Raw genomic sequence first — 20,964 nt, 5'->3', positions numbered from 1 at the left:
CGGCGGTGTACTAGACGATCTGCCGGGCGTCGACCGGTCTGTGCAGCGCACTGAGGAGAATCTGCAACGCCTGGCCGAGCTCAGCGCGATTGCGCGCCGCGCCAAGCGATAGTCGCGCCGCATGCGGCGGGTGATCGCCGACCACGAAGGCGTCACTGGCGATGACCGCAAGCCCGTTGCGCAGCAGTTGCGCTGATATCTCCGTCCGGCTCCGTCCCTCCGGCAGCCGCAGCCAGAGATGATGCGCGGCAGGTTTGGCCAGGAACTGAAAACCCCTGAGCGCGCGCTGCGCAAGCTGCTGACGGCCGATCGCCTCGTTACGGATCGCGGTGATGATGCGGTCCGCGACTCCGGTCTCGAGCCAATGGGTGATGAGTGCGACCATGAGCGGCGCGGGCATCTGCACGGTCGCCTGAAGATAGCTGCGCATCGTTTGCTGCGCGGCGGCGTCGGGCGTCACCAGATAGGCCACGCGCAGCGCCGGCGCGATGCATTTGGACAGCGTGGTCGCCAGATAAGTCCGCTCCGGAATGAGATTGGCGATCGGCGAGGCCGACCGGTCCAGCAGGCCATAGGCATCGTCCTCGATCAGCGTCGTGTCGGCATCGCGGATGATTTTTGCGATTGCGCTCCGCCGCTCGGCCGAGAGCGTCGCTGTCGTTGGATTGTGCAGCGTCGGAATGAGATACACGGCCTTTGGCTTGTGCTCTAGGCACGCCCTGGCCAGTGCCTCAGGAAGGATGCCGCCTTCATCCATTGCAACACCGACCAGTTTGATGCCGCATCGTGCGGCGACCGCCTTGATGCCGGGGAAGGTTAGGGCTTCCGTCAACACGACATCGCCGGGCGCTACGAGATAGGCCATGAGGTTGAACAGGATTGTCTGCGTGCCGGGAAAGATCACGAGCCGGTCGGTACGGACATGGGGCACGCGCGAGCGCATCCACTTGGCCGCGACATCGAGCTCGTGCGCGCTGCCGCCCGGTGGCTGGTAGTTGAGATAGGCGGTGAGGCCGGATTGCTCGCGGATCGCCTCGAGCCCGGCAAGGATGCGTTCGTCGAGCTGCGCCTCCAGTGGATGCGGCGGCACGTTCATCGACAGATCTATCGTGACCGGATGCGGCAGGTCGACCGTTCGTCGCGCGCTGGTCTCCGAGACGAACGAGCCCTGTCCGACCCGCGCTTCCAAAATTCCGCGCCGCCGCGCCTCGGTATAGGCGCGCGTCACCGTCGTGAGATCGATGCCCAGCGCTTTCGCCAGCGCGCGCTGCGTCGGCAATTGCTGGCCGCGCACCAGCCTTCCTGCGGCGATGTCGGCCTCCATGGCCTCGACGATGCGCTGATAGCGCGGGCCGCTGAGCTCGGCGATTGTAGGGACCCAATCCATGCAAGTCCGGCCGTTTTCTTTGAATGTATGGATGCAAGATATTATTGTATGGATCGTTGGAAAGGAAGAGGTGTGGTCATGGCGACCGGTTCAGTCTCTCTGGCGAAGGCAATGTGGCGGGGTTTTTGCGGCAGGTGCCCGCATTGCGGCGAGGGCCATGCGTTCAAGCGCTTCCTGAAAGTCGCCGACAGCTGCGACGTCTGCGGCGAGGAGCTCTTTCACCACCGCGCCGATGATTTCCCGGCCTATCTTGTGATCGTCCTGGTCGGCCATCTCGTGGTGCCGGCGATCCTCGCGATCGAGACGGCTTATGCACCGCCGGTCTGGCTGCAATTGGCAGTGTGGCTGCCGGTGACGCTGTTTGCTTCGCTCGCTTTGTTGCAGCCGACCAAGGGCGCCATCGTCGGCCTGCAATGGCAGGTCGGCATGCACGGCTTCGAGGAGGCCAAGCGGCGCCGCGAAGCCGGCCAACTCGCGCCGGCGCTGGTCAAGGCTAAACCCGCAGCGCGCGCTGCCTGAAGCGCGTCGCGACGTTTACATCGCGCGGTCGGCCGGTACACTCCATCGCACCAAACAAGAAACGATGGAAACGCCGATGACCGCACGCTCGCCCAAAACCTTCCTGCTCTGTCATGGCGCCTGGTCCGGCGGGTGGGCCTGGAAGAAGATGCATCCGCTGATCGCGCGGGCGGGTCATCGCCTGGTGGCGCCGACCTACACCGGTCTCGGCGAGCGATCGCATCTTGCAAATCCTTCGATCGACCTGGAGACGCATCTCCAGGACATCCTCAACGTCGTCAGGTTCGAGGACCTCAGCGAAGTCGTGCTGCTTGGCCACAGCTATGGCGGCATGGTCGCGACTGGCGTTGCCGATCGCGCACGCGATCGCATCGCGCAACTGATCTATCTCGACGCCTTCGTGCCGCGCGACGGCCAGTCGCTGTTCGATCTCAACGAGCAGGGGCGCGAGCCGATGCGAAAAGCCGCGGCCGCAGGCGACGGCTACCGCATCCCGCCCAACCCGCCGCCGCCCGATACGCCGCAAGCCGATCTCGACTGGCTCAACGCGCGCCGCGTCAGCATGCCAGTCAAATGCTTCGAGACGAAGCTGAAGCTTGAGCATGGCGAGCCGGCGATGCCGCGCAGCTACATCTACTGCACGCGCATTCCGCCGGGCGACGTGTTCGGGCAATTCGCCAGGCGCACGAAGAGCGAAGCCGGCTGGCGCTATTTCGAGCTCGACGCCAGCCACGCACCGAACGTCACTGCGCCGGAGGCGCTGATGGACGTGTTGGCGAAGATCGTCGAATAGCTCTCGCTGTCATTCCACATTGCGCAATTGCACAATGTGGAATGGCGGTGGCGAAAATGGTGAGGGGTCCGATGCGTCAGCATCGAACCCCTCGCGCTTTAGAACATCAGCCGGCCTGTAAGCCGGGTTCTGTAGGGCACCGCCTGCTTGCGCAGGCGATACGTGACGGCCATTCCTCTGGGGCAATGTTTGCACATTGCCTCGAGCAACCTACCCGGACGGCGGGCCTGACATCGCCCCGCGGCGTTATCGCTTGCGCGAACAGCCCGCTTAAGCCGTCCCTATTCGGTTTTGCTCCCGGTGGGGTTTGCCATGCCGGCTCCGTTGCCGGAACCGCGGTGCGCTCTTACCGCACCTTTTCACCCTTGCCCCACCAAGCCCGAAGGCGAAGCGAGGCGGTTCGTTCTCTGTGGCACTTTCCCTGAGGTCGCCCTCGCCGGACGTTATCCGGCACCGCATGTCAATGGAGCCCGGACTTTCCTCCCCGGCGGCCTTTCGGCACTTGCCGGGGCGGCCGTCCGGCCGACTGACGGTGTACGCAATGGGCATTTATGACGGTTTCGTCAAGGCGATATCGTTCCGCACGACATGGGAAAATAATTTATCCTGAAGATGTCGTTGGCCGTGAGCCCCGTTCGACCGGATGTCGGCAATCCAGCCGAGCAACAGGAGTAAGCGATGCAGTATCTGCTGCTGATCTACCGGAACGAAGCTCAACAGGGCAGGATGGACCCTGCGGACTACCAGAAGCTGTTGGCGGAGTACGGCGCGTATACCCAGTCCATCGTTCAGAGCGGCAATTTCAAGGCCGGCGACGGGCTGCAGCCCACCACGACCGCGACCACCGTTCGCGTTCGCGATGGCAAGATACTGACGACCGATGGTCCTTTCGCGGAGACCCGTGAGCAACTCGGCGGCTACTATCTCGTCGACGCCAAGGATCTCGACGCCGCGATCGCAATGGCCGCGCGGATTCCCGGAGCCAGGGACGGGTCGATCGAAGTCAGACCGGTCATGGTCTACAAGTGATCTCGTTCACCGGCATCGAAGGCGATATCGCTTCGCCCAGCGCGAAAAAAATTGGGAAGATGTCGTTTGATGTCGGCGCCGTTCGACTGGATGTCGGCGATCAAGCCGAGCAACAGGAGTGAGCAATGCAGTATCTGCTGCTGATCTATCGAAACGAAGCTGAACTGACCAAGATGACGCCCGAGGACCGACAGAAGGTATCGGCGGAGTATGGCGCCTATACCCAGTCCATCATCCAGAGCGGAAATTTCAAGGCGGGCGACGGGCTGCAGCCGACCACGACGGCGACAACCGTGCGCGTGCGCGACGGCAAGATCATGACGACCGACGGTCCGTTCGCGGAGACGCGCGAGCAGCTCGGCGGCTACTATCTGGTCGAGGCCAAGGATCTCGACGCCGCGATTGCGATGGCGGCGCGGATTCCCGGCGCCAGGGACGGGTCGATCGAAGTCAGGCCGGTCATGATCTACAAGTGATCTCGTCCACGGACATCGACAAGATCTTTCGCGACGAGGCGGGGCGGGCGCTGGCCACGCTGATTCGCCTCGTCGGTGATTTCGATCTCGCTGAAGATGCACTCCAGGACGCCTTTGCGGTTGCACTGGAGCGGTGGTCGACGCTAGAGCTTCCCGACAACCCGCGCGCCTGGCTCGTCAATGTCGGGCGCAACAAGGCGATCGACCGCATTCGTCGCCAGGTCGCGTTTCGCGGCAAGCAGCAGGCTCTCGTGCATGAGCTCGCGCCGAATGCGCAAGCGCCCGACGAGCCGGCGACGATGCTCGACGACGATATGCTGCGGCTGATCTTCACCTGCTGCCATCCGGCGTTCGCGCCGGAGGTGCAAGTCGCGCTGACGCTGCGCACGGTATGCGGGCTCACCACGGCGCAGGTCGCGCGCGCCTTTCTCGTCAGCGAGGAGGCGATGGGGCAGCGTCTCGTCCGCGCCAAGCAGAAGATCAGGCTCGCCGGCATTCCCTATGAGGTGCCGGAGCGCGACGCGCTGGAGCCACGGCTACGCGGCGTGCTTGCCGTCATCTATCTCGTCTTCACCGAAGGCTATGTCGCGACGTCAGGTGCAGATTTGATGCGGCCTGATCTTGCGATCGAGGCGATCCGGCTCGGCCGGCTGCTCGAGCGCCTGATGCCAGATCGTGCTGGTATCAAGGGCCTGCTGTCCCTGATGCTGCTGCACGATGCGCGCCGAGCCGGGCGCGAGACGTCGGCCGGCGACATCGTGCTGCTGGAAGAGCAGGACCGTGACCTGTGGGATCGTGCGCAGATCGAGGAAGGGTTGCGTCTGGTCGACGATGCGCTGCGCGTGCCCGGCCGACCGCAGCCCTATGCCGTGCAGGCGGCGATTGCTGCGCTCCATGCGCGGGCGCCGAGCTATGAGGAGACCGACTGGCCGCAGATCGCCGGACTCTACGAAGTGCTGCTGCGGATCAACCCGTCGCCGGTGATCGAGCTCAATCATGCCGCGGCCGTGTCCATGGTCGACGGCCCCGCACGCGCGCTCGATCTCGTCGACGCGATCGCAGCGCGCGGCGGGCTCGACGGCTATGAGCTGTTGCCCGCGGTGCGCGCGGATTTGCTGCGACGGCTCGACCGGAAAGACGAGGCGCGCGAGGCCTATGTTGCGGCGACCGCGGCGACGCAGCTCGAGCCGCTGCGGAGGCTGTACGCGCGAAGGATGAGGGAGCTCAGCAACTAGTATCGTCATTCCGGGGCGATGCGAAGCATCGAACTATGGTGCGCAATTGCGCACCTGAGAATCTCGAGATTCCGGGTTCGCACTTCGTGCGCCCCGGAATGACGGCTCCGTCGTCACTTCGACGCCACGGTCGTGCCTTCGGCCGGCAAACTCGCGAGCAGCGTCTGCAATGTCGACAACGTCGAATGATCGGCGACACCATCCAGCCGCGCCGGGCGGAAGTGGCGCTGGAAGGCGGTGACGACCTCCATCGTCGTCGCATCGTACTTGCCGGTGAGTGGGACGCCGTAGCCATATTTGGCGAGCGCCTGCTGAAGGCTCAGCACTTCGTCGCTGATGGTGCCGAGCATCAGGCTTTCGCCGCGCACGATCGGCGCCGGCGTCACCCAGTGGCCGACGCCGGAATTGGCCAGCGAGTGCCACGGGAATTTCTCGCCGGGATCCTTCTTGCGCGCGGGCGCGACGTCGGAGTGGCCGAGCACCCGGTGCGGCGCCACCTTGCGGCGGAGCATGATGCCGCGGCAGAGCGCGATCACGGCAGCGATCTGGCGCAGCGGGAACTCCGGATAGCCCCAATCATGGCCGCGATTGACGATCTCGATGCCGATCGAGCAGGAATTGACATCGTCCTCGCCCGCCCATGACGAGACGCCGGCGTGCCAGGCGCGCTTGCTCTCCGGCACGCATTGTACGATGCGGCCGTCCTCCAGCACGACATAATGAGCCGAGACCTCGGTGCCCGCCGTGCACAGCCGCGCCAGCGCGCCCTCGACATCGGGCATGCCGGTGTAGTGCAGCAGGATCATGTCCGGCAGGCGGCCCTTGTTGCGCTCGCCGTAGTTCGGCGAGGGAATGATGTCGGACACGATCGAGGAATCGGGGTCGAACGTCCGCATGCTCGCCGCGGCCTTGGGAACCGGGAGCACGCGTTGACGCTTCGAATCAGATCCTGGTGACGCGGACGAACCGGACGACATTATAAGGCTCAATCGGATGGGAGCGGCGGGCCCTTCAAGCCCTTCACTTTACTATTCCTTTACCCTTGCGGCCGCGCAATCGCCGGCTTCGGTTAACGGGCGCATTTTGTCGGATGTGTGTGGATGACGCATCACAACGGATTTTACCTTTTTGACTTGTAATCGAACCATCAACGCTTTCTTAACGCTAAGGGCCGTTACTGAGAGTGAAGAGCCGCCCCGCGTCCGGAGGTGGCCAACGCGTTTTTTGTTCGAAATCCCATGGCTGCCCGACAAATTCCATGCGGAAAACAGGGTCTGCAGCCTGGGTCCGCCGGGCTGGGCGAGCGCGCCGTACAGGGGTTGAGTCGTGGAACCGCCGCGAAGCGGAACAATTCGAGACGTGATGGACGCGTTAACCATCGTTCTCGCCAGCACCACTCGCGAGCCGGGCGCATGAGTTCGGCTGCCCACATTCCCGTTCTCGGCCGCGAGGCGATCGAGCTTCTCGCGCCGCGCGAGGGCGGCCTCTATGTCGATGCGACCTTCGGTGGCGGCGGCTACAGCCGCGCCATCCTGGATATGCCGGGAACCCGGGTCATCGGCATCGACCGCGATCGCACGGCGATCGCCGGTGGGTTTGATCTGGTCGACCGCTCTGGCGGGCGCCTGACGCTTGTCGAAGACCGCTTCTCGAATCTCGCCGAGGTCTGCGCCGCGCAAGGTTTCGACTTCGTCGACGGCGTCGTCATGGACGTCGGCGTCTCCTCGATGCAGCTCGACCAGGCTGGCCGCGGTTTTTCGTTCCGGCTCGACGGTCCCCTCGACATGCGGATGGGGCAGGCCGGGCCGACGGCTGCGGATGTGGTCGCAAAGGCGTCCGAGAGCGATCTTGCCGACATCATCTACCTCTTCGGCGAGGAGCGGCATTCGCGCAAAGTCGCACGCGCCATCGTCGCGGCGCGTGAGGAAGCGCCGATCACGACAACGCGCGCGCTCGCCGATCTCGTTGGCAGGGTCGTGCGCTCGAAGCCCGGTGATATCCATCCGGCGACGCGGACGTTCCAGGGCCTGCGCATCTTCGTCAATGAAGAGCTCGAAGAGCTTCAGACCGCTCTAGCGGCTGCCGAACGCGTGCTGAGGCCCGGCGGGCGGCTGGTCGTGGTGTCCTTCCATTCGCTGGAAGACCGCATCGTCAAGAATTTCCTCAGCGAACGCGCCAAGACCGGTGGGGGCTCGCGGCATCTGCCCGAGGTCGCACAGGTACCACCGAGCTTCCAGCTTCTGACGCGGCGTCCGGTCGTCGCCGGCGACGAGGAAGTCGCGCACAATCCGCGCGCGCGTTCCGCGAAGCTGCGCGCGGCCGAGCGGACCGGGGCTGCCGCGCATGCCGAGGGCGAGTCATCGTCCTGGCCGAGCCTTTCCGATGTCATGAGGGGTGGCTAGCGCATGCGCCTCATCCACCTCTTCGTCATCGGCGCGCTGATCTTCGCCGCGGCCTATGTCTACCGGATCAAGATGGAATCCACTGCCCGCACCGAGCGGGTGCTGCGGCTGCATGCCGACATCCGCGAGCAGCGCGATGCCATCGCCGCATTGCGCTCCGAATGGGCCAAGCTCGATGCGCCGCTGCGGCTGCAAGGACTTGCCGAGCGGCATCTGCAGCTCAAGCCGGTCAATGGAACGCAATATGACTCGCTGAAGAACCTGCCCGATCGTCCGCCGCGGCTTGTCAAGCCCGGTGAGCCCGATCCGATCGGCGCCATGATCAACACCATCGAAGCTGCGACCGATGCCGACACGGTCACGGGTTCGGTACCGCAGCCGGAGGACAAGCAATGAGCGCTGCCACTCCGGGCAAACCCGCAAAGCCTGCGGAGCGCGCAACCGAGCCTTGGCGTCAGCGGCTGATCCGCAGCCTGCTCTACGGGCGCAACGTCGATCGCGCGGCGAAGGCACGTGCGCGCGTCGGCCTTGCGATCCTGGCGTTTTCGGCCGTCTATGCGCTGATCGGCGGCCGGCTCGTGATGTTCGCCATCGGCGCCGACGTCCATAGCGCCCGCCGCGGCGGCGCTCAGGACGTGGTTGCGACCGCGCGGCCCGACATCGTCGACCGCAACGGCGAGATTCTCGCCACCGACGTCAAGGCGCCGAGCCTGTTCGGCGAGCCGCGCCGCATCATCGACAAGGACGAGGCGATCGAACTCCTGACCGCCACGGTGCCTGACCTCGACGAGGCCGAAGTGCGCGAGCGCCTGTCCTCGCGAAAGGGTTTCGTCTGGCTGAAGCGCGAGATCACGCCGAAGCAGCAGCAGGATATCCACAAGCTCGGCGTTCCCGGTATCGGCTTCCTGCGCGAGAACAAGCGCGTCTATCCGACCGGGAACGAGGTCGCCCACCTCATCGGTCTCGTCAACATCGACAACCAGGGCATCGCCGGCATGGAGAAGTGGCTCGACAGCAACGGGCTCGCCGATCTCCACCGCGCGGGTTTTGCCACCGATCGCCTGCAAAAGCCGATCGAGCTGTCGGTGGACCTGCGCGTCGAGCATGCGCTGCGCGACGAGCTGTTGAAGGCGAAGGAAAAGTTCCACGCCAAGGCGGCCTCGGGCATTATCTCCAATGTCAAAACCGGCGAAATCGTCGCGATGGTCTCTCTCCCGGATTTCGATCCCAACAATCCGAAAGAAGCCCACGACCCCGACCGCATCAATCGTCTGACCACCGGCGTCTACGAAATGGGATCGACGTTCAAGGCGTTCACGCTGGCAATGGCGCTTGATTCCGGCAAGATCAACCTGAACTCGTCGTGGGATGCGCGGGGAAATCTGCACTACGGCAAGTTCACCATCCATGACAGCCACATGCTTGGTCGTTTCATCAACACCAAGGAAGTGTTCACCTACTCGTCCAATATCGGCGCCGCGCGGATCGCGCTCGGCCAGGGCGTCGAGGCGCACAAGGCTTTCCTGGCTAAAATGGGCCAGTTGACGCGGCTGCGCACCGAGTTACCGGAGAGCGCGGCTCCACTGGTGCCGCGCCGTTGGGGCGAGCTGAATACGGTCACCATCGCGTTCGGTCAGGGCCTGTCCGTGGCGCCCCTGCAGGCGGTGATGGGCATCAACGCCCTGGTGAACGGCGGCTACCTGATTCCTCCGACGTTCCTCAAGCGCAGCGAAGAAGAAGCCGCGGCGATGGCCAAGCGCGTGATCAAGCCCGAGACCTCCGACAAGATGCGCTATCTGATGCGGCTCAACGCCGAGATCGGCACGGCCAAGAAGGCCGATGTTCCCGGCTACTATATCGGCGGCAAGACCGGCACGTCCGAGAAGGTCGTCAACGGCCGCTATGCCAAGAAGCGCGTGCTCAATTCCTTCACCGCGATTATGCCTTCCGACAATCCGAAATTTCAGATTCTGGTCATGCTGGACGAGCCGCAGGCGCTGCAGGAGACGTATGGCTTCATCACGTCGGGCTTTAATGCCGTGCCGACGGGGGGCAAGGTCATCGCCCGTATCGCGCCTCTCCTGGGCATCGAGCCCCGTTTTGACCTGCCGCCGTCCGACCGCCTTATTCTTGCAGCATCCAGGACAACCCAGTAAGCCGTACCCGGGCTGCCCTGAGTCGGGTTTCCCCCTTGGATCCGGCTTGGCATTTCGACTGGAAGGCCATGAAACTGCGCGACTTCCTAGGTCAGGATTTTCTGGGCAATGATGCCGCAATCGAGCCCGCTGTCGCGGCGCTCGAGGTGACGGGGCTTGCGCTCGACAGCCGCGTGGTCGAATCAGGTGATCTCTTCTTCGCGCTTGCGGGTAGCAAGACCGACGGCGCGCGCTTCATCGACGCTGCGGTTGCCGCGGGTGCCGTGGCCATTGTCGGCGACCATGCGCCGGCCGGCTGCAAGGTGCCGTTCATCGCGGTCTCCAATCCGCGCCGCGCGCTGGCGCTCGCCGCGGCAAAATTCTTTCCCGCCCAACCCGCAACCATCGCGGCGGTGACCGGCACCAGCGGCAAGACCTCGGTCGCAGCGTTCACGCGGCAGATCTGGGAGCGGCTTGGGCACGTCTCCGCGAGCATCGGGACCATCGGCCTCGTCTCGCCGAAGCGCACCGTCTACGGCTCGCTGACCACCCCCGATCCGCTCGCGCTGCACCGGCAGCTCGATGAGATCGCGCGCGACGGTGTCACGCATCTGGCGTTCGAAGCGTCCTCGCACGGGCTCGATCAATACCGCCTCGACGGCGTGCGCATCGCAGCCGGCGGCTTCACCAATCTCTCGCGCGATCACATGGACTACCATCCGACCGTCGCGCACTATCTTGCAGCCAAGCTGCGGTTGTTCCGCGATCTGGTTCTACCGGGCGGCGCGGCCGTGATCTGCGCCGATCATGATTGCTCGACTGAGGCGATCGAGGCCGCGAGGTCGCGCGGCTTGCGCGTGATGGCGGTCGGCCGCAACGGCGACGGGGCAGGCGAGGGCATCCGCCTCGTCGATGCCAAGGTCGACGGCTTTTCGCAGCAGCTCGCGATCGAGCATCGCGGCAGGGCGTATTCGATCAGGCTGCCGCTGGTCGGCGCGTTCCAGATCGAGAACGCGCTGGTTGCCGCCGGCCTTGCGATCGGCACCGGGAGCGATGCGGCGAATGTCTTTGCGAGCCTCGAACATCTCGAAGGCGCCAAGGGTCGGCTCGAGCTCGTCGGCGAACGCAACGGCGCGCCGATCTTCGTCGACTACGCACACAAGCCGGATGCACTGGTCAAGGCACTGCAGGCGCTGCGGCCCTATGCCAAGCGCAAGCTGATCGTCGTGTTCGGCGCCGGCGGCGATCGCGATGCCGGCAAGCGACCGATCATGGGCGCGATCGCGGCTGAGAATGCCGATGGCGTCATCATCACCGACGACAATCCGCGCAGCGAAAAGCCGGAAGCCATTCGCGCCGCGATCCTTAGCGCCGCAAAGGGCGCGAAGGAGATCGGTGATCGTGCAGCGGCGATCCGCGCGGCAATCGACGAGCTCGAGCCGGGCGATGCGCTGCTGATTGCCGGCAAGGGTCACGAGACCGGGCAGATCATCGGCAGCGATGTGCTGCCGTTCAGCGATCACGAGGCGGTCGCCGCCGCATTAGCGACGAGGGTTTCATGAGCGCGCCATTGTGGACGGTTGCCGAGGTGGCGCATGCGCTGGGGATCGCAGGATCGTTCCCCGACACGGCGATCGACTTCGTCACCCAGGACAGCCGCCTGGTGAAGCCGGGCTGCCTGTTCGTTGCGCTGAGCGGCACGCCGAGCGGCGGCTTCATCTCGGCCTTCGCCAGCGCGCGCGACGGCTGGGAGTTTGCGGACAAGGCGGAAGCTTCAGGCGCGGTCGCGATGATCGTGCCGCACGAGATCGCGGGCATCCGCATTCCGCAACTCGTCGTCAAGGACACGCTGATCGAAGGCCTCTGGGGCCTCGCGCGTGCCGCCCGTGCGCGCTTCAAGGGGCCCGTGATCGGGCTCACGGGAAGCGCCGGCAAGACCAGCACCAAGGAATATCTCGCGGCCTATCCGAACGCCTATGCGAGCCCGTCCAGCTTCAACAATTTCTGGGGCGTGCCGCTGACGCTGTGCAATGCGAGGCCTGACGCGAGCCTCTGGGTCGTCGAGATGGGCATGAACCAGACCGGCGAAATCGCGCGGCTGAGCGGGTTGACGCAGCCGACGGTGGCGCTGGTCGTCAACGTGCAGCCGGTGCATCTGGAAAAGCTCGGCTCGCTCGAAGCGATCCGGCGCGAGAAGGTCTCGATCGCGCTGGGCCTGCCGAACGATGGCGTGCTGGTGCTGCCGGCCGATATCGCCGCCCCCGAATGGAACGGCAAGGTCATCCGCTTCGGTGACGGCACCGAGTTGTGCGAGCTCAGGCACACGCCGCAGGGTGAAAGCTGGCAGGTGAGTGCGCTGGTCGGCGGCAAGGAGATCGACTTCAGCCTTACGCCCGGCGCACCGCATCGCGTCCACAACGCGCTGGCCGCGCTGGCCTCGATTCACGCGGCCCATCTCGATGCGGCTGCACTCGCTTCAAGGCTCGATGGCGTCGGCATCATGACCGGCCGCGGCGTCGAGCAGACCGTTGGCGGCGTCACCGTGATCGACGACAGCTTCAATGGCAACCCGGCCAGCATGGCCGCGGCCCTGGAAAGCCTCAAGGCGCGCCATATGACCGGCGGCCGCCGCATCGCCGTGATCGGCGACATGCTCGAGCTGGGAACTGACGCGCCGTCCTATCACGTGAATCTTGCAACACATCTCGACGGCATCGACGGCGTCTACTGCGTCGGCTCCTTGATGCATCATCTCTACCAGAAGCTGCCGGCGACCAAGGGCCTCGGCTGGCATGAGGACCCCGCCACGCTGGCCCCGCGAGATGTTGCGGATCTGCTGAAGGCAGGCGATGTCGTGGTTGTCAAGGGCAGCAAGAAGATGTTCTGGGTCAACAAGTTTGTGCCGGGGCTAGTGGCCGCCTTGCAGGCAAAGGCGTAAACTGGTTAAGCGCCGTGTCTGATCCCACCATCCCCGGCTGTCCGGTTTTTGAGGGTCGCCCGACCACATGATGAAGGCCGGCGAATGCGCCAAAAGCGCTTTCCGGCAAGGCCGCATGCGAAGAGGCGGTATAGGACTGTCTGAATGTTTTACTGGCTGATCGAGCTTTCCAACACATTTCCGAGTTTCGGTGCGTTTCGCACCCTGCTGAACGTTTTCCGCTACATCACGTTCCGCACCGGCGGCGCCGTCGTCACCGGCGCGCTGTTCGTGTTCCTGTTCGGGCCCTGGATCATCGATCATTTGCGCATCCGCCAGGGCAAGGGTCAGCCGATCCGGGAAGATGGCCCGCAATCGCATCTCAGCAAGAAGGGCACGCCCACCATGGGCGGGCTGATGATCCTGTCCGGCCTCACGGTCGGCACGGTGCTGTGGGCCAATCCGCTCAACCCCTATGTCTGGATCGTGCTCGCGGTGACGCTCGGCTTCGGCTTCGTCGGCTTCTATGACGATTACCTGAAAGTGACCAAGCAGACGACGAGCGGGTTCGGTGGCAAGCTTCGCCTGCTGATCGAGGCGATGATCGCGCTGGTCGCCTGCTACGCGCTGGTGCGGCTGAACCGCGATCCCTCCTCCACCGCGCTCGCGATCCCCTTCTTCAAGGACGTCGTGCTGCACTTCGGCTGGTTCTTCGTGATCTTCGGCGCCTTCGTCATCGTCGGCGCTGGCAATGCGGTGAACCTTACCGACGGCCTCGATGGCCTCGCCATCGTGCCCGTGATGATCGCGACCGCGAGCTTTGCCATGATCGCTTATCTCGCCGGTAACGCTGTGTTCGCCGATTACCTCCAGATCAAATATGTGGCGGGCACCGGCGAGCTCGCGGTGCTCTGCGGCGCGCTGTTGGGCGCCGGCCTCGGCTTCCTCTGGTTCAATGCGCCGCCGGCCTCGATCTTCATGGGCGATACCGGCTCGCTGGCGCTCGGCGGCATGCTCGGTGCGATCGCGGTTGCGGTGAAGCACGAGATCGTGCTCGCGGTGATCGGCGGGCTGTTCGTGCTGGAGGCGGTCTCCGTCATCGTGCAGGTCGTCTCGTTCAAGCTGACAGGGAAACGCATCTTCAAGATGGCGCCGATCCATCACCATTTCGAGCAGCTCGGCTGGACCGAACCGCAGATCGTGATCCGCTTCTGGATCATCTCGGTGATGCTGGCGCTCGCCGGCCTCTCCACGCTGAAGCTGCGGTGATCGATCGATGATTCCGGTCACGTCCTTTGCCGGCAAGACGGTCGCGGTCTTCGGCCTCGGCGGCTCGGGTCTCGCAAGCTGTCACGCCCTGAAAGCCGGCGGCGCCGAGGTGATTGCCGGCGACGACAGTGCCGACAATCTCGCCAAGGCGGCGCAGGAAGGTTTCATCACCGCCGATCTGCGCACCGTGTCATGGGCGAATTTTTCGGCGCTGGTGCTCGCACCCGGCGTGCCGCTCACCCACCCGGCGCCGCACTGGAGCGTCTTGAAGGCGCGCGAGGCCGGCGTCGAGGTGATCGGCGACATCGAGCTGTTCTGCCGCGAGCGGCGGCGCCACGCGCCGAACGCGCCGTTCGTCGCCATCACCGGCACCAACGGCAAGTCGACGACGACTGCGCTGATCGCGCATCTGACCAAGGTTGCCGGCTACGACAGCCAGATGGGCGGCAATATCGGCACCGCGATCCTGTCGCTGGAGCCGCCGCGCATGGGGCGCGTCCATGTCGTCGAGATGTCGTCCTACCAGATCGACCTCACGCCCTCGCTCGATCCCTCCGCCGGCATTCTGCTCAATGTCAGCGAGGACCATATCGACCGCCACGGCACCATCCAGCACTACGCCGCGGTGAAGGAGCGCCTGGTCGCCGGCGTGCAAGCAGGCGGCACCTCGATCGTCGGTGTCGACGATGGCTGGTGCCGCGACATCGCCGACCGGCTCGACCGCGCCGGAAAGAACGTGGTGCGCATCTCCGTCAGGAATCCGCTTGCGACCGGCATCTATGTCGAGCACGGCACGATTGCCCGCGCCTCCGGCGGCGCTCGCAGCGAAGTTGCAAAGCTCGGCGGTATCGGCTCGCTGCGCGGCCTGCACAATGCGCAGAATGCCGCCTGCGCCTCCGCCGCCGCGCTCGCGATGGGCATCAGTCTCGATGTCCTGCAGAACGGCCTGCGCAGCTTCCCCGGCCTTGCGCATCGCATGGAGCAGGTCGGTCGGCGCGGCAACGTGCTGTTCGTCAACGACTCCAAGGGCACCAACGCGGACGCCGCCGCGCATGCGCTGTCGTCCTTTGCCGACATCTTCTGGATCGCCGGCGGCAAGCCGAAGATGGGCGGCATCACCAGCCTGACGGGCTTCTTCCCGCGCATCCGAAAGGCCTATCTGATCGGCGAGGCCGCGCAGGAATTTTCGGGCACGCTGGGCAGCCAGGTGCCGCACGAGATCAGCCAGACGCTGGACGTCGCCGTCGACCACGCCGCGCGCGACGCGGAAGCATCAGGCATCAACGAGGCTGTCGTGCTGCTCTCGCCAGCCTGCGCCTCCTTCGATCAGTACCGCAATTTCGAGATCCGCGGCGCCAGGTTCCGCGAGCTGGTGCAGGCGCTGCCGGGCGTGAAGCCGGTGGTGTGATGCCCTTGTGTCCCGGACGCGCGTAGAGCGAGCCGGGACCCAGAAGACACAGTGGGCCCCGGCTCTGCAGCGCACCGCAAGAGCGCTGCGCTGCGTCCGGGGCACGAACTCTTCACAACTTGATTGATCCCATTAACTCCCCGTAAACCAACCTCGGCGACCAATGGGCTGATCTCTGTCCGAAGGCCGGCCGCCCATGCTCTCCCGTGAAGAACGCACCCCCTTTTCCGAATGGTGGTGGACCGTCGACAAGCCGCTGCTCGGTGTCATCCTGGCGCTGATGCTGACAGGGGTGATCCTGTCGCTGGCGGCGAGCCCGCCGGTTGCGACCCGCATCGGGCTTGATCCCTTCCACTTCTTCAGCCGGCACGTGATGTTTTTGGCTCCGTCCTTCATCGTCCTGATCGGCGTGTCGTTTCTGTCGCCGCGCGCGATCCGGCGCAGCGCGCTGATCATCTTCGCGATCAGCATCATCCTGATCGTGGTGACGCTCGCCATCGGTCCCGAGGTGAAGGGCTCGCGGCGCTGGATCACACTGCTCGGCGTCAACATCCAGGCCTCCGAGGCCGCAAAGCCGTCCTTCGTCGTCATCGCCGCCTGGCTATTCGCGGAATCGACCAAGCGGCCGGAGATGCCGGCGACCTCGATGGCGCTGGTGCTGCTGCTGATGCTGGTCTCGCTCCTGGTGATGGAGCCCGATTTCGGCCAGACCATGCTGATCCTGATGGTGTGGGGCGCGCTGTTCTTCATCGCGGGCATGCGCATGATCTGGGTGTTCGGGCTTGCGGGCGCCGCCTCCGCCGGCCTGTTCAGCGCCTATCTTTTTGTTCCCCATGTCGCCGGGCGCATCAAGCGCTTCATGAATCCGGCTTCGGGCGACACCTTCCAGGTCGATACCGCGATGGAGGCCTTCTACAACGGCGGCTGGTTTGGCCTCGGGCCGGGCGAGGGCATCGCCAAGCGTAGCCTGCCGGACAGCCACACCGATTTCGTGTTCGCGGTCGCCGCCGAAGAGTTCGGCATCATCCTGTGCCTTGCGATGCTGGGGCTGTTCGCCTTCATCGTCATCCGCACGCTGTCGCGCGCCTATGCCAATGAGGACATGTTCTCCCGCTTCGCCGCCTCCGGCCTTGCCATCCTGTTCGGCGTGCAGGCCGCGATCAACATGTCGGTCAATCTTCAGCTTATCCCGGCCAAGGGCATGACGCTGCCGTTCATCTCCTATGGCGGCTCCTCGATCGTGACGCTCGCCTATGGCGTCGGCATGATGCTGGCACTGACGCGGCTGCGACCGCGCACCGAGGTCGAGTCGATCGGCCACGCCGAAGCGATGCGCAGCTACGCGTGAGTTGCCCTCGTGTCCTGGACAAGCGAAGCGCAGATCCGGGACCCAGAATGTCGCGAGCATGGGCCCCGGTTCAGCAGCGCACCACGCCGCGAAGAAGCGGCGCGCTGCGCTGCGCCCGGGGCACGAACTCTGTGACGTGGTCTGTCTCGCAATGACGGGAAAGTCCCTGTAAAACCCACGGCCATGGACACCTCCCCCTTGATTCTTCTCGCCGCGGGCGGCACCGGCGGTCATCTGTTCCCGGCCGAGGCGCTCGGCGTCGAGCTGATCCGGCGCGGATTTCGCGTGCGCCTCGTCACGGACGCGCGGGCGCTCCGCTACAGCGGGTTGTTCAGCAAGGACATGATCGACGTCGTGGCGAGCGAGACCGCGCGCGGCCGCAATCCGTTGCAGCTCGCCCATGCCGGCTTCACGCTCGCCGCGGGCACGCTGTCAGCCTTCAACCTGATGCGCCGATCGAGGCCGATCGCGGTCGTCGGCTTCGGCGGTTATCCGACGCTGCCGCCGCTGATCGCGGCCAGGCTCGCCGGCGTGCCCGGCATCATCCACGATGCAAACGCGGTGCTCGGTCGCGCCAACCGGTTCCTAGCGCGCTATGTCCGCGCGATCGCGACGTCCTTGCCGGGCGTGCTCGACCGCGATCCTGCGCTGGCGCCGAAGACCACGACGGTCGGCACACCGATGCGTCCGGCGATCCTTGCGGCCGCCGCGGTGAAGTACACACCGCCTGAGCCGAACGGTCCGCTCCGCCTGCTCGTCGTCGGCGGCAGCCAGGGTGCGCGCATCATGGCCGACATCGTGCCCGGCGCGATCGAGCGGCTTGAGCCTGCGCTCTGGAGCCGGCTGATCCTCACCCAGCAGGTCCGCGAAGAGGACATGACGCGGGTGCGCGCGGTCTACGACAAGCTCAAGATCAATGCCGAGCTCGCGCCGTTCTTCACCGATCTGCCGGCGCGGCTTGCTTCCAATCACCTCATCGTGTCGCGCTCGGGCGCCGGCACGGTCGCCGAGCTCGCCGCGATCGGGCGGCCCTCGATCCTGGTGCCACTGCCCGGCTCGATCGACCAGGACCAGTTCGCCAATGCCGGCGTGCTGGCCCAGGTCAACGGCGGCTTGCGCATTCCGCAGACCGAGTTCACCTCGGATCGGCTGGCTGCCGAGATCTCCGCTTTCGCCGCCGAGCCTGCCCGCCTTGCCGCCATGGCCGAGGCCGCCCGCGGCGCTGGCCGGCTCGATGCCGCCGAGCGGCTGGCCGATCTGGTGGTCAAAGTCGCCGGACTTTGACGCGAAAAAGCCCTTGTCTTCGCCTTCTAAAGCGGGGCATCCAGTACGAGGCGCGGCTGATTTGGGCCGTGAGATCAGCCAGATGCCGCCTTCGCAGGCGGCAAGGTCAGGGAACAGATCATGAGACTGCCGCGCGGGATCGGACCCATCCACTTCGTCGGGATCGGCGGCATCGGCATGAGCGGCATTGCCGAGGTGCTGGTCAATCTCGGCTACACCGTGCAGGGCTCGGACGCCTCCGACAATTACAATCTCGAGCGGCTGCGCAAGAAGGGCGCAAAGGTCTCGGTCGGCCACAAGGCCGAGAATGTCGATGGCGCCGACGTCGTCGTGGTGTCCTCTGCGATCAAGCGCGACAATCCGGAATTGATGGCGGCGCGCGCGCAACGCATTCCCGTGGTGCGCCGCGCCGAGATGCTGGCCGAGCTGATGCGGCTGAAGAGCTGCGTCGCGATCGCCGGCACCCATGGCAAGACCACGACCACGACGATGGTCGCCACGCTGCTCGATGCCGGCGGCCTCGATCCGACCGTGATCAACGGCGGCATCATCAACGCCTATGGCTCGAATGCACGGCTCGGTGCCGGCGACTGGATGGTGGTGGAAGCGGACGAGAGCGACGGCACGTTCCTGAAGCTGCCGACGGATGTCGCGATCGTCACCAATGTCGACCCCGAGCATCTCGATCACTTCAAGACGTTCGATGCCGTGCAGGATGCGTTCCGCCATTTCATCGAGAACCTGCCGTTCTACGGCTTTGCCGTGATGTGCATCGATCATCCGACCGTGCAGAGCCTGGTCGGCAAGATCGAGGATCGCCGCATCATCACCTATGGCGAGAATCCGCAGGCCGATGCGCGGCTCGTCGATCTCACGCCGATGGGTGGCGGATCGAAATTCAAGGTCGCGATTCGCGATCGCAAGAGCGGTGCCGTGCATGAGATTGCGGATCTCACGCTGCCGATGCCGGGACGTCACAACGCCTCGAACGCCACGGCCGCAATCGCGGTGGCGCATGAGCTCGGCGTCTCCGACGAGGCGATCCGCAAGGCGATGGCCACTTTCGGCGGGGTCAAGCGCCGCTTCACCAGGACCGGCGAGTGGAACGGCATCACCGTGATCGACGATTACGGTCACCATCCCGTCGAGATTGCTGCCGTGCTGAAGGCGGCACGCGAATCCACCAATGGCAAGATCCTCGCCGTGGTGCAGCCGCATCGCTTCACCCGCCTGCAATCGCTGTTCGAGGAATTTTGCACCTGCTTCAACGATGCGGACGCGGTTGTTGTCGCCGAGGTCTATCCCGCCGGTGAGGCGCCGATCGAAGGCATCGACCGCGATCATTTCGTCGCCGGCCTGCGCGCCCACGGCCATCGCCAGGTGATCCCGCTACCGGCATCCTCGGATCTCGCCGGCATCGTCAAGGGCATGGCGAAGCCAGGCGATCTGGTCGTGTGCCTGGGCGCCGGCAACATCACGCAATGGGCGTATGCGCTGCCCGGTGAATTGAAGGCGCTGGGGTGACGGCGATGACGATGGTCGGATCAGTTGCCCCACGGCACCCTGCGCTCCCTCTCCCCTTGTGGGAGAGGGTGGGGGAGAGGGGTAGCCACAAACTCCGACGTCGCTTGGGGCTACCCCCCTCCCTGGCCCTCCCCCACAAGGGGGGAGGGAACGGGGACAGTGTGCCTCCCTTGCATGAGGCGCGTGCTCTCGCATGAGCTTCCCCGACATCACCCCCGACCTCAAAGCCGCGATGCCTGACCTGCGCGGGCGTTTGCTGGCGAATCAGTCGCTGGCCGAGCTCACCTGGTTTCGCGTCGGCGGGCCGGCGCAGGTGTTGTTCACGCCGGCGGATGAGGATGATCTCGCTTACTTCCTCGCGCATCTCTCAACCGACATTGCGGTCTACGTCGTCGGCGTCGGCTCCAATCTCATCGTGCGCGATGGCGGCATGTCGGGCGTCGTGATCCGTCTTGCGCCGCGTGCGTTTGGCGATGCGAGTGCGAGCGGCGATATCGTCTCCGCGGGCGCTGCCGCGCTCGACAAGCGCGTGGCGGAAGTGGCGGCCAACGCTGATATCGGCGGGCTCGAATTCTTCTTCGGTATTCCCGGCACGATCGGCGGCGCGCTGCGCATGAATGCCGGCGCCAATGGCGGCGAGACCAAGGACATGCTGATCGAGGCGACCGGCATCGGTCGCGACGGCACGAAGCACACCTTCTCCAACGCCGACATGAAGTTCGTGTACCGCAACAGCGGCGTTGACCCCTCGATCATCTTCACCTCCGCGCGCTTTCGCGGCGTCATCACGGACGCGGAGGCGATCCGCGCCCGCATGGCGGAGGTGCAGACCCATCGCGAGACCGCGCAGCCGATTCGCGAGAAGACCGGCGGCTCAACCTTCAAGAATCCGCCCGGCCACTCCGCCTGGAAGCTGATCGACGCCGCCGGCTGCCGCGGCTTGCGCATCGGCGGCGCGCAGGTGTCGGAGATGCACTGCAACTTCCTGATCAATACCGGCGATGCGACCGGTCATGACATCGAGACGCTTGGCGAAACCGTGCGCGAGCGCGTGAAGGAAAATTCGGGAATTGAGCTACACTGGGAAATCAAAAGGATCGGGGTTCCATGATCACCGTCATTCCGGGGCGCGACGAAGTCGCGAGCCCGGAATCCATACTCCCGATCGTGGTTATGGATTCCGGGCCTGCGCCTACCGGCGCATCCCGGAATGACGAAGGTGGAAAGGCAGCTGGCTA

At 65.1% G+C, this 20,964-nt stretch carries 19 protein-coding genes and 1 other RNA gene; 17 read left to right on the top strand and 3 right to left on the bottom strand.

The features are described 5' to 3' along the window. Positions 1 to 10: 10 nt before the first annotated feature. Positions 11 to 1,387, bottom strand: coding sequence for an aminotransferase-like domain-containing protein (locus Q2941_RS06880; RefSeq protein ID WP_027522360.1), 1,377 nt, complete (start codon positions 1,385 to 1,387; stop codon positions 11 to 13). Positions 1,388 to 1,465: 78 nt separating this feature from the next. Between Q2941_RS06880 and Q2941_RS06875 the strand changes: the two genes are divergently transcribed. Both Q2941_RS06875 and Q2941_RS06870 read left to right on the top strand, forming a co-directional pair. Further along, positions 1,466 to 1,906, top strand: coding sequence for a DUF983 domain-containing protein (locus Q2941_RS06875; protein ID WP_027522359.1), 441 nt, complete (start codon positions 1,466 to 1,468; stop codon positions 1,904 to 1,906). Between the two features lie 76 nt (positions 1,907 to 1,982). Then, positions 1,983 to 2,699, top strand: coding sequence for an alpha/beta fold hydrolase (locus Q2941_RS06870; protein WP_458191999.1), 717 nt, complete (start codon positions 1,983 to 1,985; stop codon positions 2,697 to 2,699). 102 nt (positions 2,700 to 2,801) lie between these two features. On the opposite strand, the gene rnpB is transcribed toward Q2941_RS06870, so the two are convergent. Further along, positions 2,802 to 3,229, bottom strand: an RNA gene (gene rnpB / locus Q2941_RS06865) — RNase P RNA component class A. A 148-nt stretch (positions 3,230 to 3,377) separates the two neighbouring features. Here rnpB and Q2941_RS06860 point away from each other — a divergent pair. The 4 genes from Q2941_RS06860 to Q2941_RS06845 are packed head-to-tail and all read left to right on the top strand — an operon-like array spanning position 3,378 to position 5,439. Then, entirely contained in the window at positions 3,378 to 3,728 is a 351-nt protein-coding gene (locus Q2941_RS06860; RefSeq protein ID WP_254111177.1) for a YciI family protein, read from the top strand. Then, positions 3,725 to 3,850 carry a hypothetical protein gene (locus tag Q2941_RS06855; RefSeq protein WP_256375274.1) on the top strand — a complete coding sequence of 42 codons (126 nt, stop codon included), beginning with the start codon at positions 3,725 to 3,727 and terminating at the stop codon, positions 3,848 to 3,850. Before Q2941_RS06860 ends, Q2941_RS06855 begins: the two co-directional genes overlap by 4 nt. Positions 3,851 to 3,853: 3 nt before the next feature. Then, positions 3,854 to 4,204 (top strand): YciI family protein, encoded by a 351-nt coding sequence (locus Q2941_RS06850; protein ID WP_458191998.1) that lies wholly within the window; start codon positions 3,854 to 3,856, stop codon positions 4,202 to 4,204. Beyond that, positions 4,201 to 5,439 carry an RNA polymerase sigma factor gene (locus tag Q2941_RS06845; RefSeq protein ID WP_458191997.1) on the top strand — a complete coding sequence of 413 codons (1,239 nt, stop codon included), beginning with the start codon at positions 4,201 to 4,203 and terminating at the stop codon, positions 5,437 to 5,439. The genes Q2941_RS06850 and Q2941_RS06845 overlap by 4 nt, the downstream gene beginning before the upstream one ends. 113 nt (positions 5,440 to 5,552) lie before the next feature. On the opposite strand, the gene Q2941_RS06840 is transcribed toward Q2941_RS06845, so the two are convergent. Beyond that, positions 5,553 to 6,335: an N-acetylmuramoyl-L-alanine amidase gene (locus Q2941_RS06840; RefSeq protein WP_035662020.1), complete on the bottom strand. Its 783-nt coding sequence runs from the start codon at positions 6,333 to 6,335 to the stop codon at positions 5,553 to 5,555. Positions 6,336 to 6,851: 516 nt separating this feature from the next. Here Q2941_RS06840 and rsmH point away from each other — a divergent pair. The 11 genes from rsmH (at position 6,852) to murB (ending at position 20,837) form a co-directional block, all read left to right on the top strand. Beyond that, a complete protein-coding gene (gene rsmH, locus Q2941_RS06835; protein ID WP_027522353.1) occupies positions 6,852 to 7,841 on the top strand; it encodes a 16S rRNA (cytosine(1402)-N(4))-methyltransferase RsmH in 990 nt (329 codons plus the stop codon). 3 nt (positions 7,842 to 7,844) lie between these two features. Further along, entirely contained in the window at positions 7,845 to 8,237 is a 393-nt protein-coding gene (gene ftsL / locus Q2941_RS06830) for a cell division protein FtsL (RefSeq protein WP_254111179.1), read from the top strand. Continuing rightward, complete coding sequence (locus Q2941_RS06825) at positions 8,234 to 9,997, top strand: peptidoglycan D,D-transpeptidase FtsI family protein (protein ID WP_458191996.1); 1,764 nt, start codon at positions 8,234 to 8,236, stop codon at positions 9,995 to 9,997. The genes ftsL and Q2941_RS06825 overlap by 4 nt, the downstream gene beginning before the upstream one ends. 68 nt (positions 9,998 to 10,065) lie before the next feature. Beyond that, positions 10,066 to 11,538, top strand: a complete 1,473-nt coding sequence (locus Q2941_RS06820; RefSeq protein WP_458192035.1) for a UDP-N-acetylmuramoyl-L-alanyl-D-glutamate--2,6-diaminopimelate ligase — start codon at positions 10,066 to 10,068, stop codon at positions 11,536 to 11,538. Then, positions 11,535 to 12,914: a UDP-N-acetylmuramoyl-tripeptide--D-alanyl-D-alanine ligase gene (locus Q2941_RS06815; protein ID WP_458191995.1), complete on the top strand. Its 1,380-nt coding sequence runs from the start codon at positions 11,535 to 11,537 to the stop codon at positions 12,912 to 12,914. Before Q2941_RS06820 ends, Q2941_RS06815 begins: the two co-directional genes overlap by 4 nt. Positions 12,915 to 13,058: 144 nt before the next feature. Further along, positions 13,059 to 14,162 carry a phospho-N-acetylmuramoyl-pentapeptide-transferase gene (gene mraY, locus Q2941_RS06810; RefSeq protein ID WP_027522348.1) on the top strand — a complete coding sequence of 368 codons (1,104 nt, stop codon included), beginning with the start codon at positions 13,059 to 13,061 and terminating at the stop codon, positions 14,160 to 14,162. Positions 14,163 to 14,169: 7 nt separating this feature from the next. Continuing rightward, positions 14,170 to 15,570 (top strand): UDP-N-acetylmuramoyl-L-alanine--D-glutamate ligase, encoded by a 1,401-nt coding sequence (murD, locus tag Q2941_RS06805; protein ID WP_458191994.1) that lies wholly within the window; start codon positions 14,170 to 14,172, stop codon positions 15,568 to 15,570. A gap of 196 nt (positions 15,571 to 15,766) precedes the next feature. Then, positions 15,767 to 16,918 carry a putative lipid II flippase FtsW gene (ftsW, locus tag Q2941_RS06800; RefSeq protein WP_027522346.1) on the top strand — a complete coding sequence of 384 codons (1,152 nt, stop codon included), beginning with the start codon at positions 15,767 to 15,769 and terminating at the stop codon, positions 16,916 to 16,918. Positions 16,919 to 17,101: 183 nt separating this feature from the next. Then, a complete protein-coding gene (gene murG, locus Q2941_RS06795) occupies positions 17,102 to 18,202 on the top strand; it encodes an undecaprenyldiphospho-muramoylpentapeptide beta-N-acetylglucosaminyltransferase (protein WP_027522345.1) in 1,101 nt (366 codons plus the stop codon). Positions 18,203 to 18,322: 120 nt separating this feature from the next. Beyond that, positions 18,323 to 19,726: a UDP-N-acetylmuramate--L-alanine ligase gene (gene murC / locus Q2941_RS06790; protein WP_254111182.1), complete on the top strand. Its 1,404-nt coding sequence runs from the start codon at positions 18,323 to 18,325 to the stop codon at positions 19,724 to 19,726. Between the two features lie 193 nt (positions 19,727 to 19,919). After that, positions 19,920 to 20,837: a UDP-N-acetylmuramate dehydrogenase gene (gene murB / locus Q2941_RS06785; protein WP_458191993.1), complete on the top strand. Its 918-nt coding sequence runs from the start codon at positions 19,920 to 19,922 to the stop codon at positions 20,835 to 20,837. Positions 20,838 to 20,964: the final 127 nt, after the last annotated feature.

The sequence above is a fragment of the Bradyrhizobium sp. UFLA05-153 genome, assembly GCF_054185185.1.
The sequence above is the reverse complement of the archived record's forward strand: the minus strand, read 5'-3'. Positions and strand labels throughout refer to the sequence as shown.